We start from the raw sequence: 13464 nt of genomic DNA, 5'->3' as shown, positions 1-13464 counted from the left end.
CTCCTCAGGGCGGTGCGTCGACGTCGGCGGCAGTGTGACCAGCATAGGGATCACCCAGGCTCCGCCGTGACCACCACGTTGTCCGCGTAGTGGCCGACGTCCTCCCGCCAGGCGCCGCCGCACGTCACGAGGACGAGCCGCGGGGACCCCTCGCGCGAGAACCAGTCCTCGAGCGGTGCCGTCTCCTTGGGCACCTTCGTGACGTCCACCACGACGTAGGGCTTCACGGAGCCGTCGCTCGTCGTCACCTGGACCTGAGCACCCGGCGTCAGCCGGCGCAGGTCCGCGAACGGCCCGATACCGCTGATCCGCGAGTCGACGTGGCCGGCGAGGAGCGTCGTGCCCTCGGCGGACGCCGGGCCGGGGCCGAACCGGTACCAGCCCGCGCGGTCCGCGTCCGGGGGCACCTCCATCGAGCCGTCGGCCGCGACGCCGACCGCGTCGACGGGCATGTCGAGGGCGAGGTCGGGGACCTGGAGCCGGACGGGCGCGATCACCATCTCCGGCGGTGGGGCGACCGCGTCCTGCACGGGGACCGGCGGCAGGGTGGACGCGGGCGGGGCCGCGTCGCCCGTGGGCGACGCGGCCACCGTGGTGCGGGCAGTCGGCACCGGTGCGGGTCCCGAGCCCGCGGTGCAGCCTGCGACGGCCCCGACCGCCACGCCGAGCGCCACGGCCCGGGACGCCAGGCGCTGCCAGGCGTGACGGTCGGGAGTCCTCATCGCCGGACCGTCACCGCGCGACGGCGGACGGCCGTGGCCGACGCCGCGGCGAGCCCGGCCACCAGCAGGCCACCGGCCACCCAGGTCCACGCCGGGACCTCAGGGTCGGCCGCGAGGCCCAGCTCCCCCGCCGGCACCCCGCTCGGCGTGCCGTGCAGGCCGTCGATGACCTGCGTCGCGAGCGCGAGCGTCGACGGGGTCGCCGTCCCATTGCCCCAGGCGTACACGATCGTGTTGGTGCCCTCGGCCACGTTGACGTCGGCCGGGCCCAGCAGCGCGGGCTCGGTCGTGCCGGCGGCGACGACGCTGGCGCTGACCGTGCCGGCGGGAAGGTTCAGGACCTGCTCGTTCGGGTTGGTCAGGCCGGAGATCACCGCGGAGCCGCCGGCGAGGACGTCGACCGCGGGTGCTGCGGCCACGTGCCGGACCGTGAGGCGGCCCTGACCCGCGGCGGTGGTCGACGTGTCGTTGGTGAAGAGGGTCGCGGTCGGGTTGGCCGACGCGTCGAGGTGCGCGACCGCGGTGTAGGACGTGTTCCCGGCGAGCTGCAGGTCGACCGGGCCGATCGCCGGCGACGACGCGTCGGCGGCGTCCGCGGCCGTGATCGCGACCGTGTACGTGCCGGGCGCGAGCTCGAGCGGACCTGCGAGCGTGCCGGGCGTGAAGTCGTCGAGCGTCCGCTGCCCGTTGACCCACACGTCCACCGTGAGGCCCGGCACGCCGTGCAGGACGTACAGGGTCGCGTCGCCGGGAGCGGCGCCGGCGGGGGCGGAGGTCAGCATGACGGCGGCGAGGGCGAGACCGGCGGCTCCGGTCGCGGCAAGAGGTCGTGCGCGCATCGTGGTCGTCCTTCCGTGCGGCCCGCCCGGTGGCGGGACTCTCGACCTCTCTTCCGGTGGATGGACGCGTTCGGATGCATGAAGACGCAACTTTCTTCGCCGAGTGGCTGCCTAGGCTGGAACGGTGGACGCGGTGGCGCGCTGGACGGGCATCGTCGCCGGCGACGCGCAGTGCGAGGCCGCCGACGGTCCCGTGACGGAGCCCGTCGCGGCAGTGACGAGCCTCGCGTTCGTCGTCGGGGCGCTCGTCGTGCTGCTCGTCGCCCGTCGCACCGACCCGGCCGGCGCCGGAGTGCGCCGGGTCGGCACCTACGCGGCGCTCGTCGCCGCGACCGGCGTCGGCTCGGCCGTCGAGCACGGGCCCGACCCTGCGTGGTCGGATGTCGCGCACGACTTCCCGCTGCTCGCGACGCTGGCTTTTCTCGTCGCCGACGCGGCCGCCGACCTGGGCGGCCGCACGCGCGTCTGGTGGTGGTGGGCGCTCCCGGCGGGCGGGCTCGTCCCCGTCGTCGTGCTCGCCCCGCGGGCAGGCGACCTCGCGCAGGTCGGGGTGGCCGTGGCGGCGGTCGGCCTGACGGTCCTGCGCGCTCGCGCTCGCCCGCCGCTGCGGCCGAGCGTCACGCTCGCGCTCGCGCTGCTCGTGGTGGGGGCAGCCGTGGGGACGATGTCGCGCCCAGGTCTGCCGTGGTGCGACCCGTCGACGCCGTGGCAGGGGCACGGCGTCTGGCACGTCCTCGCGGCGGCGGCGCTCGTGGTCCTCGGTTCGACCGTGGGGCGCGTCGGGTTCGGCGCAGGGGTCAGCGCAGCCGCGCCGGTTCGATCTCGAGCGCGTGCGCGCGCACGTGGTCGAGCGCGCGCTTGACCGCCCCTACCGAGACGACGTCGGCCCCGAGGTCGGACGCGAGCACCTGGATCCCCGGCGGGTCGAGGTAGCGGTCGAGCTCGTGCCGCACGAGCTCGAGCAGCGGCTCGCACGAGTCCGCGACCGCGCCGGCGACGATGACGCGCTCGGGGTCGTAGATGCTCGCGAAGGTCGCGACGACCCGCGCGAGGAGCGCACCGACGTGCTCGAGCACACTCACGGCGAGGGGGTCCTCCTCGCGCGCGGCGGCGAACACGCGTGCGGCGTCGAGCACGGCCGGGTCTAGGTCCTGCAGGACCGACCCGGCGTGGCCGTCGAGCCGGCGGAGCTGCGCGCGCGCGTCGTCGCGGACGATGGCGGCGATGCCGTCGGCGGACCCGACGCCCTCGACGAGGTCGAGGTAGCGCATCTCGCCGACGCCGCCGTGCGCGCCGCGCAGGAGCCGCCCGTCGTCGACCACGCCCGCGCCGAACCGTTCGCCCGCGAGCAGCGTGACGTGGCAGCGCGCGTCCCGCCCGTGCCCCCGCCAGTGCTCGGCGACCGCCGCGAGGTTGGCGTCGTTGTCGGTGATCGCGGTCCAGCCCTGCCGCGCGAGCAGGTAGCCGCCGATGTCGGGGTTCATGCGCGCCCAGAACGCGTTGTCCTGGAACGCGGTCCGACCGTCGCGGTCGACGGGTGCGGGCACGCCCACCGCGACGGCGAGCACGCTGCGAGGCGTCGTCCCGGCGTCGGCGAGCGCGCCGAGCGCCGCCTGCTCGATGAGCAGGAGACGGTGTTCCGCCGTGCCGTCCACCGCCGCCACGGACTGCTCGGTGCGCGCGAGCGCGTGGCCGCGCAGGTCCGTGACGGTCGCGCTCACGCGGTGCTGGCCCGCGTCGACGCCGACGACCACACCGACGCGCGCGTCAAACGCGTACCGCCGCGCTGGCCGGCCACGTCTCGGGTCCCCGGCCGGGCGCTGGCTCTCGAGCTCGACGACCCACCCCTGGGCGATGAGCTCGTCGCAGACGTCGTGCACGGTCGCGCGCGACAGGCCCGTGGCCTCGATCAACGCGGTCCCGGTCACCTCGTCGGCGTCCCAGACGTGGTCGAGGACGAGGCGTGTGCTGACCTCGCGCAGCCGCCTCGTCGACACCGGGACCGTCGCCACCCTTGACCTCCTCCACCGTTCCGCGTCACTCTAGTGCCACGCCTTAAATTTAAGGCTTACATCAAACAGGGGGACGGATGACCTCGATGACGGTGCTCGGGAACGTGGCGGCAGGCCTGCCGGAGAAGGACGCCACGTGGTGGCGGCAGGCGGTCGTGTACCAGATCTACCCGCGCAGCTTCGCCGACTCGAACGGTGACGGGATCGGCGACCTCCCCGGCATCACGGCCAAGGTCCCCTACCTGCGCGAGCTCGGCGTCGACGCCGTGTGGCTCAGCCCGTTCTACCCGTCCGCGCTCGCCGACGGCGGCTACGACGTCGACGACTACCGCGACGTCGACCCCCGCATCGGCACGCTCGCGCAGTTCGACGAGATGCGCGCCGCGCTGCACGCCGCGGGCATCCGCGTGGTCGTCGACATCGTCCCCAACCACACCTCGAACCGGCACGTCTGGTTCCAGGAGGCCCTCGCGTCGCCTCCCGGGTCCCGCGCCCGCGAGCGCTACGTCTTCCGCCGCGGCCTCGGCGAGCACGGCGAGCTGCCGCCGAGCGACTGGACGTCGACGTTCGGCGGACCCGCCTGGCACCCCGTCGGCGACGGCGACTGGTACCTGCACCTGTTCGCGCCCGAGCAGCCGGACCTCAACTGGGCCGACGACGAGGTGCGCGAGGAGTTCCTCACGACGCTGCGGTTCTGGGCGGACCGTGGTGTGGACGGCTTCCGCATCGACGTCGCGCACGCGCTCGCCAAGGACATGGCCGAGCCGCTCCCCTCGCAGGCCGACCTCGACGCCGACATCTGGGGCGGCGCGCACCCGCTCCAGGACCGTGACGAGGTGCACGACATCTACCGCGAGTGGCGCCGCGTGTTCGACGAGTACGACCCGCCGCGGACCGCGGTCGCCGAGGCGTGGGTGCCCGCGCACCGCCGCTCGCGCTACGCCTCCCCCGAGGGTCTGGGCCAGGCGTTCAACTTCGACCTGCTCGAGGCGTCGTGGGACGCCGCGACGTTCGCGTCGATCATCGACAAGAACCTCGCGCTCGCCCGGGAGTCGGGCGCGTCGTCGACGTGGGTGCTGTCGAACCATGACGTCGTCCGGCACGCGACCCGCTACGGGCTGCCCGACGGCACGGACCTCGTCGCGTGGTTGCGGTCCGACGGCACCGACCCGCTCCCGGACGAGGAGCGCGGCCGTCGCCGCGCACGGGCCGCGACGCTGCTGACGCTCGCGCTGCCCGGGTCGGCCTACCTGTACCAGGGCGAGGAGCTGGGGCTGCCCGAGGTCGCCGACCTGCCCGCCGACGTGCTGCAGGACCCGACGTTCTTCCGGTCGGGCGGCGAGCAGAAGGGCCGCGACGGCTGCCGTGTGCCGCTCCCGTGGGCGTCCCACGGTCCGACGCTGGGCTTCGGCGAGGACCGCGCGCACCTGCCGGTCCCGGCGTCGTTCGAGCGGTTCGCCGTCGACCGGCAGGAGGCCGACACGGAGTCCACGCTCGCCTTCTACCGGCGTGCGCTCGCCGCCAGGCGACACCTCCAGACGAGTGAGACGCTCGAATGGCTCAAGAACGTGCCCGCCACCGTCGTCGCGTTCGTACGTCCGGGCGGGTGGGCGTCGATCACGAACTTCGGCACGACGAGCGTGCCGATGCCCGCGGGCGAGGTGGTCGTGTCGAGCGCACCGCTCGACGGCGACCGCGTGCCCGCGGAGACGACCGTCTGGCTCCGGCTCGCGGACGCGCCGGTCGACTGATGCCGGTCCGGGCGGGTGCCACGGCACCCGCCCCACGGCGGCGGCACCCCCGCCGCCGCTCGACACCGAGGGGAGACGACGCCGTGCCCACCACCAGGACCGCACGACCGGACGCCGCGCAGCCACCGCCCGACACGGGCCTCACCCCACCGCCGACCCTCGCCTCGCGCGAGCTGTCCCGACGCGCGTTCCTGCGCGGCGTCGGCGCGGTCGGCGCAGGCCTGGCCCTGGGCGCGTGCGCGCGCGGCGGCGCCGGCTCGGGCACCACCGAGATCGTGTTCTTCCAGTCGAAGCCCGAGGTCATCGGCTACTTCGACGACCTCATCCAGCAGTTCCACGACGCCCAGAGCAAGGTGCGCGTGCGGCACGACGCCACGTCGAACCTCGCGGGGTCGTTCGTGCGCGAGTCGCCGCCCGACATCGGCTGCCTCAACTACAACTTCGAGATCTCGCGCTACGTCGAGCGCGGGGTGCTGAGCGACCTCGGCGACATGCCGGAGGCCGCGCGCATCCTGCCGGGCCTCCAGCCGCTCATCGACGTGACGGCGACCTACCCGGACCGCACGAGCGTCATCCCGTACTCGCTCATGGCGGCCGCGGTCCTCTACAACCGCACGATCTTCGCCGAGCACGACCTCACGCCGCCGACGACGTGGGACGAGCTGCTCGCGGTCTGCGACACGCTGAGCGCGGCGGGCGTCACGCCCATCTACGGCACCTACAAGGACCCGTGGACCATCGCGCAGGGTCCGTTCGACTACTCCGTCGGCGGCCGGCTGGACACGACGAAGTTCTTCAACCAGCTCAAGCGGCAGGGCACGAACGTCGGCCCCGACTCGCCGGTGTCGTTCGAGAAGCAGTTCCTCGAGCCCGTCGAGCAGATGCAGCAGCTGCTGCCCTACGACAACCCGAACGCGGCGAGCCGCGGCTACGGCGACGGGAACCTCGCGTTCGCGAGCGGCGAGGCGGCGATGTACCTGCAGGGTCCGTGGGCGATCGGGGAGATCGCGAAGACCGCGCCCGACCTGGACGTCGGCGCGTTTCCGCTGCCCATGACGGACGACCCGGCCGACCGCAAGGTGCGCGTCAACATCGACCTCGCGCTCTGGATCCCGGAGGGGTCGCGCAAGAAGGCGGCGGCCCGCGAGTTCCTCGCGTTCCTCATGCAGCCCGAGGTCATCGACGCGTACAACGCGCACGCGCTCGGGTTCGGCGTCACGACCGACGCCGCGCCCGTGACCAACCCGACGCTCGTCGAGCTCAAGGAGTACTACGACCGCTCGGCGTTCTACCTCGGCGCGTCGCAGCTCGTCCCGCAGTCCATCCCGCTGCAGAACTACACGCAGTCGCTCGCGGCCGGTGCCGACCCCGAGCCCGTGCTGCGCACGCTCGACGCCGACTGGCGGCGCCTGGCCTTCCGCTCCTGACGACGCTCCGCCACTCCCACGAACGGAGACCTCCCATGGCCACCGCAGCCGCGACCCGGCCGCGCCGGAGCGACGTCGCTCCCCCGCGCAGGCCGACCACGAAGGACCGACCGCCGGTCAACCGGACCTTCTACCTCTTCCTCGTGCCCGCGCTCGTGCTGTTCACGCTCTCGATCACCCTGCCCGCGATCATGGGCATCACGCTGAGCTTCACGGACTCGGTCGGGTTCGGCGAGTTCGAGTTCACGGGCCTGACGAACTATCTCGCGCTGTTCTCCGACCCCGCGATCCGCAGCTCGTACGCGTTCACCGTCGGGTTCGCGCTCGTGACGGTCCTGCTCGTGAACGTCCTCGCGTTCCTCCTGGCGGTCGGTCTGACCGCGAAGATCCGCGCGAAGATCGCGCTGCGCGCGGTGTTCGTCCTGCCCATGGTCATCTCGGGCATCGTCATCGCGTACGTCTTCAACTTCCTGTTCTCGAACTCGGTCCCGCAGCTCGGCCAGGCGATCGGCGTCACCGCGCTCGAGCAGAGCCTGCTGGCCAACCCCGACCTCGCGTGGGTGACGATCGTCATCGTCACGGCGTGGCAGGCGATCCCGAGCGCGCTGCTCATCTACATCGCCGGCATCCTGTCGATCCCGGGCGAGGTCTACGAGGCCGCGGCCATGGACGGTGCGACGCCGATGCGGCGCCTGCTCTCGATCACGCTGCCGCTCGTCGCGGGGTACGTCGTCATCAACATGGTCATCGGGTTCAAGAACTTCCTGAACGCCTACGACATCATCGTCGGCCTCACCAACGGCGGTCCCGGCACCGCGACGCGCAGCGTCGCCATGACGATCTTCACCGGCTTCACCGGCGGCGACTACGCCTACCAGATGGCCAACGCGACGATCTTCTTCCTCATCGCCGTCGTGCTCGCCGTCGTCCAGCTGCGCCTGACCCGCGGAAGGAACGCGTTCTGATGACTGCCCAGACGCTCGTCACCACGACCCCCGGCCAGGTCCCGGTCCGCCGGCGCCGCCGCTTCCTCGGCCGCGGCGGGGAGGACCGCCCCAGCTGGGGCGCCACGACCACGCTGCTCGTCTGCACGCTCGCCGTGTTCCTGCCGCTCTACGCGACGGTCACGATGGCGTTCAAGACGACCGCGCAGTCCGTCGACGGCCAGGTCTTCTCGCTCCCCTCGCCGTTCAGCGTCGACGGGTTCGTGCAGGCGTGGGAGCTCACCAACTTCCCGCGCGGCTTCGCGATCTCCGTGTTCGTCACGGCCGTCACCGTCGTCGGCACCGTCGGGCTCGCGTCGTTCGCCGCCTACGCGATCGCGCGCAACTGGGACCGGCGCTTCTTCCGGTACTCGTTCTTCTACCTGCTCGCGGCGATGTTCCTGCCGTTCCCCGTCCTCGCGCTCTCGCAGGTCAAGCTCACCGGCATGGTCGGGCTGGCCAACCCCGTCGGCGTGGCGCTGCTGCACGTGATGTTCCAGCTGTCGTTCAGCGTGCTGCTGTTCACCGCGTTCATCCGCGGTCTGCCGGAGGAGCTCGAGGAGAGCGCCCGCCTCGACGGCGCGACCACGTGGATGGTGTTCCGGCACATCGTGTTCCCGATGATGGCGCCCATGAGCGCGACCGTCGCGATCTTCGCGTTCCTCGCGTCGTGGAACGACTTCATGATGCCGTCGCTCATCACCGCCGACTCGACGCTCCAGACGCTCCCGGTCCTGCAGAGCGTCTTCCAGACGCAGTTCAGCAGCAACTACAACGTCGCGTTCGCGTCCTACCTGATGGCGATGGCGCCCGCGATCATCGTCTACCTGTTCACCCAGCGCTGGGTCATGGCCGGCGTGACGCAGGGGGCCATCAAGTAGCCGCTCCCCGGAGCCGGGCCCGCGGGCCAGTCGTCCGGCGGCGGCTGTCGGCGTCGACGGGCACACTCAGGGGGCATGGGCACGGACGCCGCCTGGGTGCTGCACGTCGACCTCGACCAGTTCGTCGCGGCCGTCGAGGTGCTGCGACGCCCCGAGCTCGCCGGGCGGCAGGTCGTCGTCGGCGGTCGCGGCGACCCGACCGAGCGGGGCGTGGTGTCGACCGCGTCGTACGAGGCCCGCGAGCACGGAGTCCGGTCGGGGATGCCGTTGCGGATCGCGGCACGCAAGCTACCCGACGCGGTGTTCCTGCCGGTCGACGCGCCCGAGTACGAGGCGGTGTCCGAGCGCGTCATGGCGACGTTGCGGTCGCTCGACGTCGTCGTCGAGGTGCTGGGCTGGGACGAGGCGTTCCTGGGCGCCCGGACGGACGACCCCGAAGCACTGGCGCGCCGGGCGCAGGAGGCCGTGCTCCGCGAGACGCGCCTGCACTGCTCGGTGGGCATCGGCGACAACAAGGTCCGGGCGAAGATCGCGACCGAGTTCGGCAAGCCCGCGGGCGTCTTCCGGCTGACCGCGGAGAACTGGTTCGACGTCATGGGCGACCGCCCGACGATCGACCTGTGGGGCGTCGGCACCAAGGTGTCGAAGCGGCTCGCCGCGCTGGGCATCGGCTCGGTGCGCGAGCTCGCCGACGCCGCGGTCGAGCCGCTCGTGGCCGAGTTCGGTCCGCGCATGGGCGCGTGGTACCACGAGCTCGGTCAGGGCCTGGGCCCGGCGACCGTCGACGACAGCCCGTGGGTCCCGCGCGGGCACAGCCGGGAGACGACGTTCCAGCACAACCTCACGACACCGCAGCAGGTGCGCGACGCGGTGCTCGCGCTGGCGCGCGACGTCGTGCAGGACACCGCGCAGGCCGGGCGGCCGGTCGTGCGCGTCGCGCTCAAGGTGCGCTACGCGCCGTTCGTCACGACGACGATGAGCCGCAAGCTGCCCGCGCCCACGACCGACGCGGCCACGGTCGTCGAGGCGGCCGCAGCCCTGGCCGAGAAGATCGAGGACCGCGAGGTCCGGCTGCTCGGCGTCCGCGCCGAGATGGCTCCACCCGGCGACGCCGACCCGGCCGAACGCACACCCGTCCGAGGACGGATCTAGCCTCCGCGGGGTCCCTCGGTCGGGTGGCGCCGGGCACGTCCTCTCACTCCGGGCGTCCTGCGGCCGATCAGACGGCACGGAGGTGCGTGTGCCCACGCTGGTCGAGGCCGTCTCGCTGCTCGCGGCCGTCGTGGCGACCGCGACGGGTCTTCTCGTCGCGCGCCGACGCCGGTCCTCCCCGCTCGCGCTGCCGCTCGCCGTCATGATGTTCGGCGGGTCGCTGTGGGCCACCGCCCGCGCGCTCCTGCACGTCGCGGCAGGTTCGGTGCCGGCCACGGTCACGCTGCACTACCTCGTCCTCCCGGGCGTCGCAGCGGTCGCCGGAGCGACGTTCTGGTACCTGGCGGTGCTGTCCGGCCGACGCCTGTCACGGCGCACGGGTGCGCTGCTGCTCGTGCACCCGACCCTGCTCGTGGTGGCACTCGTGCTCGACCCGGTGCACGAGTGGTTCCTGCGCCTGCGAGTCGAGGGCACCGACGTGACCGTGGGTGCGGGACCGCTGTACTGGGTCCACACCGCCTACTGCTACGCGCTCGTCGTCGCGGGCATCGTGCTCGCGCTGGGCGCGATGGTGCGCGCCGTCCCCGGGCACCGCCGGGTGTTCGCCGTCGCCGCGCTCGCCGCGACCATCCCGACCGTCGGCAACGTGCTCACCACGCTGGTCGCGGCCCGGTCGGAGAACCTCCACCTGACGCCGATGTTCCTGCTCGTGAGCGCGGCCATCTGGTGGTGGGTCGAGAGGTTCGGCGGGCACAGCGCGGTCGTGCCCGTGACGACCCGGCAGGTGCTCGAGGTCCTGGACGACGCCGTGATCGTGCTCGACCCGCGCGGCCGCGTCCTCGACGCGAACCCCGCGGCGCGCGCGCTCGTCCCCGCCACCGACGCGAGCGGGCTGGACGACGGCCCTGACGCCGCGTGGCGCGCCTACCTCGACGGCGACGCCACGGTCCGCGACCGCGGGACGCTCACGACCGCGAGCGGCACGGTGCTCGACGTGCGCGTGACGCCGATGACCGACCCGGTCGGACGGGCCGCCGGCACGGTCGTCGTGCTGCGCGACGTCACCGAGCTCGAGCGGCTCCGCGCCGAGCTGGTGGACCAGGCGACGCGGGACGGGCTCACCGGCCTGCACAACCGTCGCGCGCTCGCGCAGCGGCTCGCGGACGCCGTCGACGAGGCCACGCGCGACGGCCGTCCGCTGAGCATGGTGCTCGTCGACGTCGACCACTTCAAGGCGGTCAACGACTCGTACGGTCACGCCGTCGGCGACGCCGTGCTCGTCGCGGTCGGTCGCGAGCTCGCGGAGGCGACGCAGGACGGCGAGACCGCCGCGCGGCTCGGCGGCGAGGAGTTCGTCCTGCTGCTGCCCGGGGTCACGGCCCGCGAGGCGGCGCGTCGTGCCGACGACGTGCGCGCACGATGCGCGCGGCTCCGTGTGCCCGCAGGTCGCGACGAGGTCCGGCTGACGCTCAGCGCGGGCGTCGCGACGCTGGCGCCCGGAGGCACGGCGGACGACATGCTGCGCGCCGCGGACCACGCGATGTACGCGGCGAAGCACGCCGGGCGTGACCAGGTGGTCGGCGCCGCCGAGGCGTCGGCGTCCTGACCGCGCCCCCTACGCCCACTCGAGGAAGGCGTCCCCGGCGGACACGCCGTCACCAGGCTCGGCGCGCCGGGTGAGCGTCGCGGGGCCGGCGTCGAGCGCGACCACGGGGCACACCGGCGAGCGTCCGCCGGCGGCGACCGCCGCCGGGTCCCAGGTGACGAGGACCTGACCGGCCCCGACCGCGTCGCCCTCCGCGACCAGGAGCGTGAACCCCTCGCCGCCGAGCTGGACGGTGTTGATGCCGAGGTGGACGAGCACGCCACGGCCGTCGGCGGTCTCGATGACGAACGCGTGCGCGTGCAGCTTCGCGACCGTCCCGTCGACGGGCGAGACGACCTCGGCCGGCTCGTCGAGCGCGGGGTCGATCGCCAGGCCCGGGCCGACGAGCTCGCCCGCGAAGACCGGGTCGTCGACGTCGGTCATCGCGACGACGCGGCCGGTCACGGGCGCGAGGATCGGCAGGGCCATCAGCGCAGGTCCTCGATGTCCGAGGCCAGGGTGTCGGCCTCCGGGCCGACGATGACCTGCACCGCGACGCCCGAGCGCACGACGGCGATCGCCCCGGCGGCCTTGAGCGCCGCGTCGTCGACGCGCGACGGGTCCTCGACCTCGACGCGGAGCCGGGTCACGCACGGCTCCAGGTCGAGGACGTTCGCGTCGCCGCCGAGCGCCGCGAGGATCTGCGCTGCCTTGCTCATCGTGGTGCTCCTTCGTCCGGGCGCCGGTCGTCGACCGGCGGTCTCACATGAGGTCGTCGAGGTCCGTGGCGATCGTGTCCGCGTTCGGGCCGACGACGACCTGCACGACACGGCCCGAGATCATCACACCGAACGCGCCGGCGGCGCGCAGGGCGGCCGCGTCGACGCGTGCGGTGTCCCGGACCAGCGAGCGCAGCCGCGTCGTGCAGGGCTCGATCTCGTCGATGTTCTCGACGCCGCCGAGCGCGGCCAGGATCGCCGCGGCCTGCTCCATGCCTTCGGGTCTCATGGCCGTTCTCCTCGTGCTGCCGCGGCGGCGGGAGCGTGCCGCGTCGTCGTGGGGGGCGTCGCCGGGTCGTCGGCGAGGGTCGGGACGTCGGGGCGGGCGCCGTCGTCGCCGGAGGCCCGCCGGCGCGGCACGAGCGACGGTCGGGGCGCACGCAGCGGCACCCACACGCTGTAGCGGTCGGCGCGGTAGCAGGAGCGGGAGTACATCGTCGCGCCCTGCGCGCTGTAGGTCCGGCGCGCCGCCCGCAGCACCGCGCGACGGTCGCCGAGACCGAGCAGCGACGCCTCCGTGTCGGTCGCGTCGTCGGCGGAGAGCGTGTCCTCGCCCCACTCGGGCGCGAGCCCGCGGGCGCGCAGCGCGTCGTACATGCTGGGCGGCGCACCGCCGTCGAGCAGGTCGGGCGCGAGCGCGGCGGGGACCCAGACCTGCTCGATGCTCATCGGGTCGCCGTCGGCGCTGCGCACCCGGTACAGGTAGTGCACCTTGGCGCGCGGCTCGAGCTCGAGCGCGGCGGCGACGTCGGGCGTCGCGGCGACGGTCTGCGCCGCGAGGACGGCGGTGGTCGGCTCCATGCCGCGGCGGCGCATCTCCTCGCCGAACGTCGTCAGGCGCATCTCGAAGTCCATGCGCTGCGGCGCGACGAACGTGCCGCGGCCCTGCTCGCGGACCAGGACGCCCTCCGTGACGAGCGCGTCGACGGCCTGCCGCACGGTCATCCGGGACAGGCCGAACTGCTGGCACAGCGTGCGCTCGGACGGGATCGCGTCGCCGACCCGCAGGCCCTGCGCGACGAGCCCGACGAGGTGGTCCCGGACGGCGAGGTACTTGTGCGCGACGGGCGTGTCGTCGGCGTCGTCGCCGCGTGCCGGGTCGGCGTCAGCCCGCTGGTCCGCGTCCAGGTCCACTCCTCAGAACGGCTAGGCGGGCCGGCCTCCCCGATGACCGGGAGGCTCCGCGCCGTCGCGGTGTGACCCTTGACACATGATGAGGTCTAGACCACTCTGTGCGCAACTGGTCCAGACCAGGGCACAGCGCGGCGCTCCAGACGCTCCGGTCCGCCGCTGGCCCCCTCCCCCTCGGCCCGCACGTCATCGACCCTCAGCG

General features: G+C 73.6%; 14 protein-coding genes. 7 read left to right on the top strand and 7 right to left on the bottom strand.

Going from position 1 to position 13464, the window contains the following annotated elements; genetic code table 11:
• Positions 1-50 precede the first annotated feature (50 nt).
• Entirely contained in the window at positions 51-722 is a 672-nt protein-coding gene (locus OMK64_RS06680; RefSeq protein ID WP_272727299.1) for a class F sortase, read from the bottom strand.
• On the bottom strand, positions 719-1561 hold the full coding sequence (locus OMK64_RS06675) for a DUF4397 domain-containing protein (protein WP_272727298.1): 843 nt from the start codon (positions 1559-1561) through the stop codon (positions 719-721). Before OMK64_RS06675 ends, OMK64_RS06680 begins: the two co-directional genes overlap by 4 nt.
• A 124-nt stretch (positions 1562-1685) precedes the next feature.
• Here OMK64_RS06675 and OMK64_RS06670 point away from each other — a divergent pair, with 124 nt between their 5' ends.
• Positions 1686-2423 (top strand): hypothetical protein, encoded by a 738-nt coding sequence (locus OMK64_RS06670; RefSeq protein ID WP_272727297.1) that lies wholly within the window; start codon positions 1686-1688, stop codon positions 2421-2423.
• Here OMK64_RS06670 and OMK64_RS06665 read toward each other — a convergent pair.
• Positions 2359-3573, bottom strand: a complete 1215-nt coding sequence (locus OMK64_RS06665) for an ROK family transcriptional regulator (protein ID WP_272727296.1) — start codon at positions 3571-3573, stop codon at positions 2359-2361. The genes OMK64_RS06670 and OMK64_RS06665 overlap by 65 nt on opposite strands.
• A gap of 77 nt (positions 3574-3650) precedes the next feature.
• On the opposite strand from OMK64_RS06665, the gene OMK64_RS06660 reads away from it, so the two are divergent.
• From OMK64_RS06660 to OMK64_RS06635, 6 genes are all read left to right on the top strand, one after another.
• A complete protein-coding gene (locus OMK64_RS06660) occupies positions 3651-5324 on the top strand; it encodes a glycoside hydrolase family 13 protein (protein WP_272727295.1) in 1674 nt (557 codons plus the stop codon).
• A gap of 173 nt (positions 5325-5497) precedes the next feature.
• Positions 5498-6751: an ABC transporter substrate-binding protein gene (locus OMK64_RS06655; RefSeq protein ID WP_276595676.1), complete on the top strand. Its 1254-nt coding sequence runs from the start codon at positions 5498-5500 to the stop codon at positions 6749-6751.
• Between the two features lie 35 nt (positions 6752-6786).
• Positions 6787-7716, top strand: coding sequence for a carbohydrate ABC transporter permease (locus OMK64_RS06650; protein ID WP_272727293.1), 930 nt, complete (start codon positions 6787-6789; stop codon positions 7714-7716).
• A complete protein-coding gene (locus tag OMK64_RS06645) occupies positions 7716-8615 on the top strand; it encodes a carbohydrate ABC transporter permease (protein WP_272727292.1) in 900 nt (299 codons plus the stop codon). The genes OMK64_RS06650 and OMK64_RS06645 overlap by 1 nt, the downstream gene beginning before the upstream one ends.
• A gap of 75 nt (positions 8616-8690) precedes the next feature.
• Entirely contained in the window at positions 8691-9767 is a 1077-nt protein-coding gene (locus OMK64_RS06640) for a DNA polymerase IV (protein WP_272727291.1), read from the top strand.
• Between the two features lie 88 nt (positions 9768-9855).
• Positions 9856-11373, top strand: a complete 1518-nt coding sequence (locus tag OMK64_RS06635) for a sensor domain-containing diguanylate cyclase (protein ID WP_272727290.1) — start codon at positions 9856-9858, stop codon at positions 11371-11373.
• A 9-nt stretch (positions 11374-11382) separates the two neighbouring features.
• On the opposite strand, the gene OMK64_RS06630 is transcribed toward OMK64_RS06635, so the two are convergent.
• Genes OMK64_RS06630 through OMK64_RS06615 form a run of 4 tightly spaced genes read right to left on the bottom strand, consistent with a single transcriptional unit; the run spans position 11383 to position 13265 of the window.
• Positions 11383-11841, bottom strand: a complete 459-nt coding sequence (locus tag OMK64_RS06630; protein WP_272727289.1) for a PTS sugar transporter subunit IIA — start codon at positions 11839-11841, stop codon at positions 11383-11385.
• Complete coding sequence (locus OMK64_RS06625) at positions 11841-12071, bottom strand: PTS sugar transporter subunit IIB (RefSeq protein WP_272727288.1); 231 nt, start codon at positions 12069-12071, stop codon at positions 11841-11843. The genes OMK64_RS06630 and OMK64_RS06625 overlap by 1 nt, the downstream gene beginning before the upstream one ends.
• A 43-nt stretch (positions 12072-12114) precedes the next feature.
• Positions 12115-12360 (bottom strand): PTS sugar transporter subunit IIB, encoded by a 246-nt coding sequence (locus OMK64_RS06620; RefSeq protein WP_168679346.1) that lies wholly within the window; start codon positions 12358-12360, stop codon positions 12115-12117.
• Positions 12357-13265, bottom strand: coding sequence for a GntR family transcriptional regulator (locus tag OMK64_RS06615; protein ID WP_272727287.1), 909 nt, complete (start codon positions 13263-13265; stop codon positions 12357-12359). The genes OMK64_RS06620 and OMK64_RS06615 overlap by 4 nt, the downstream gene beginning before the upstream one ends.
• Between the last annotated feature and the right edge of the window lie 199 nt (positions 13266-13464).

Origin of the sequence: Cellulomonas fimi (genome assembly GCF_028527925.1) — a bacterium.
GTDB classification, from domain to species: Bacteria; Actinomycetota; Actinomycetes; order Actinomycetales; family Cellulomonadaceae; genus Cellulomonas; species Cellulomonas fimi_C.
This window is presented reverse-complemented; position numbering and strand designations above follow the sequence as displayed.

Coding starts and splice junctions, on each gene's coding strand:
- OMK64_RS06650 (WP_272727293.1), top strand. CDS start 6,787: ATGGCCACCGCAGCCGCGACCCGGCCGCGCCGGAGCGACGTCGCTCCC.
- OMK64_RS06630 (WP_272727289.1), bottom strand. CDS start 11,841: ATGGCCCTGCCGATCCTCGCGCCCGTGACCGGCCGCGTCGTCGCGATG.
- OMK64_RS06680 (WP_272727299.1), bottom strand. CDS start 722: ATGAGGACTCCCGACCGTCACGCCTGGCAGCGCCTGGCGTCCCGGGCC.
- OMK64_RS06620 (WP_168679346.1), bottom strand. CDS start 12,360: ATGAGACCCGAAGGCATGGAGCAGGCCGCGGCGATCCTGGCCGCGCTC.
- OMK64_RS06640 (WP_272727291.1), top strand. CDS start 8,691: ATGGGCACGGACGCCGCCTGGGTGCTGCACGTCGACCTCGACCAGTTC.
- OMK64_RS06625 (WP_272727288.1), bottom strand. CDS start 12,071: ATGAGCAAGGCAGCGCAGATCCTCGCGGCGCTCGGCGGCGACGCGAAC.
- OMK64_RS06645 (WP_272727292.1), top strand. CDS start 7,716: ATGACTGCCCAGACGCTCGTCACCACGACCCCCGGCCAGGTCCCGGTC.
- OMK64_RS06660 (WP_272727295.1), top strand. CDS start 3,651: ATGACCTCGATGACGGTGCTCGGGAACGTGGCGGCAGGCCTGCCGGAG.
- OMK64_RS06675 (WP_272727298.1), bottom strand. CDS start 1,561: ATGCGCGCACGACCTCTTGCCGCGACCGGAGCCGCCGGTCTCGCCCTC.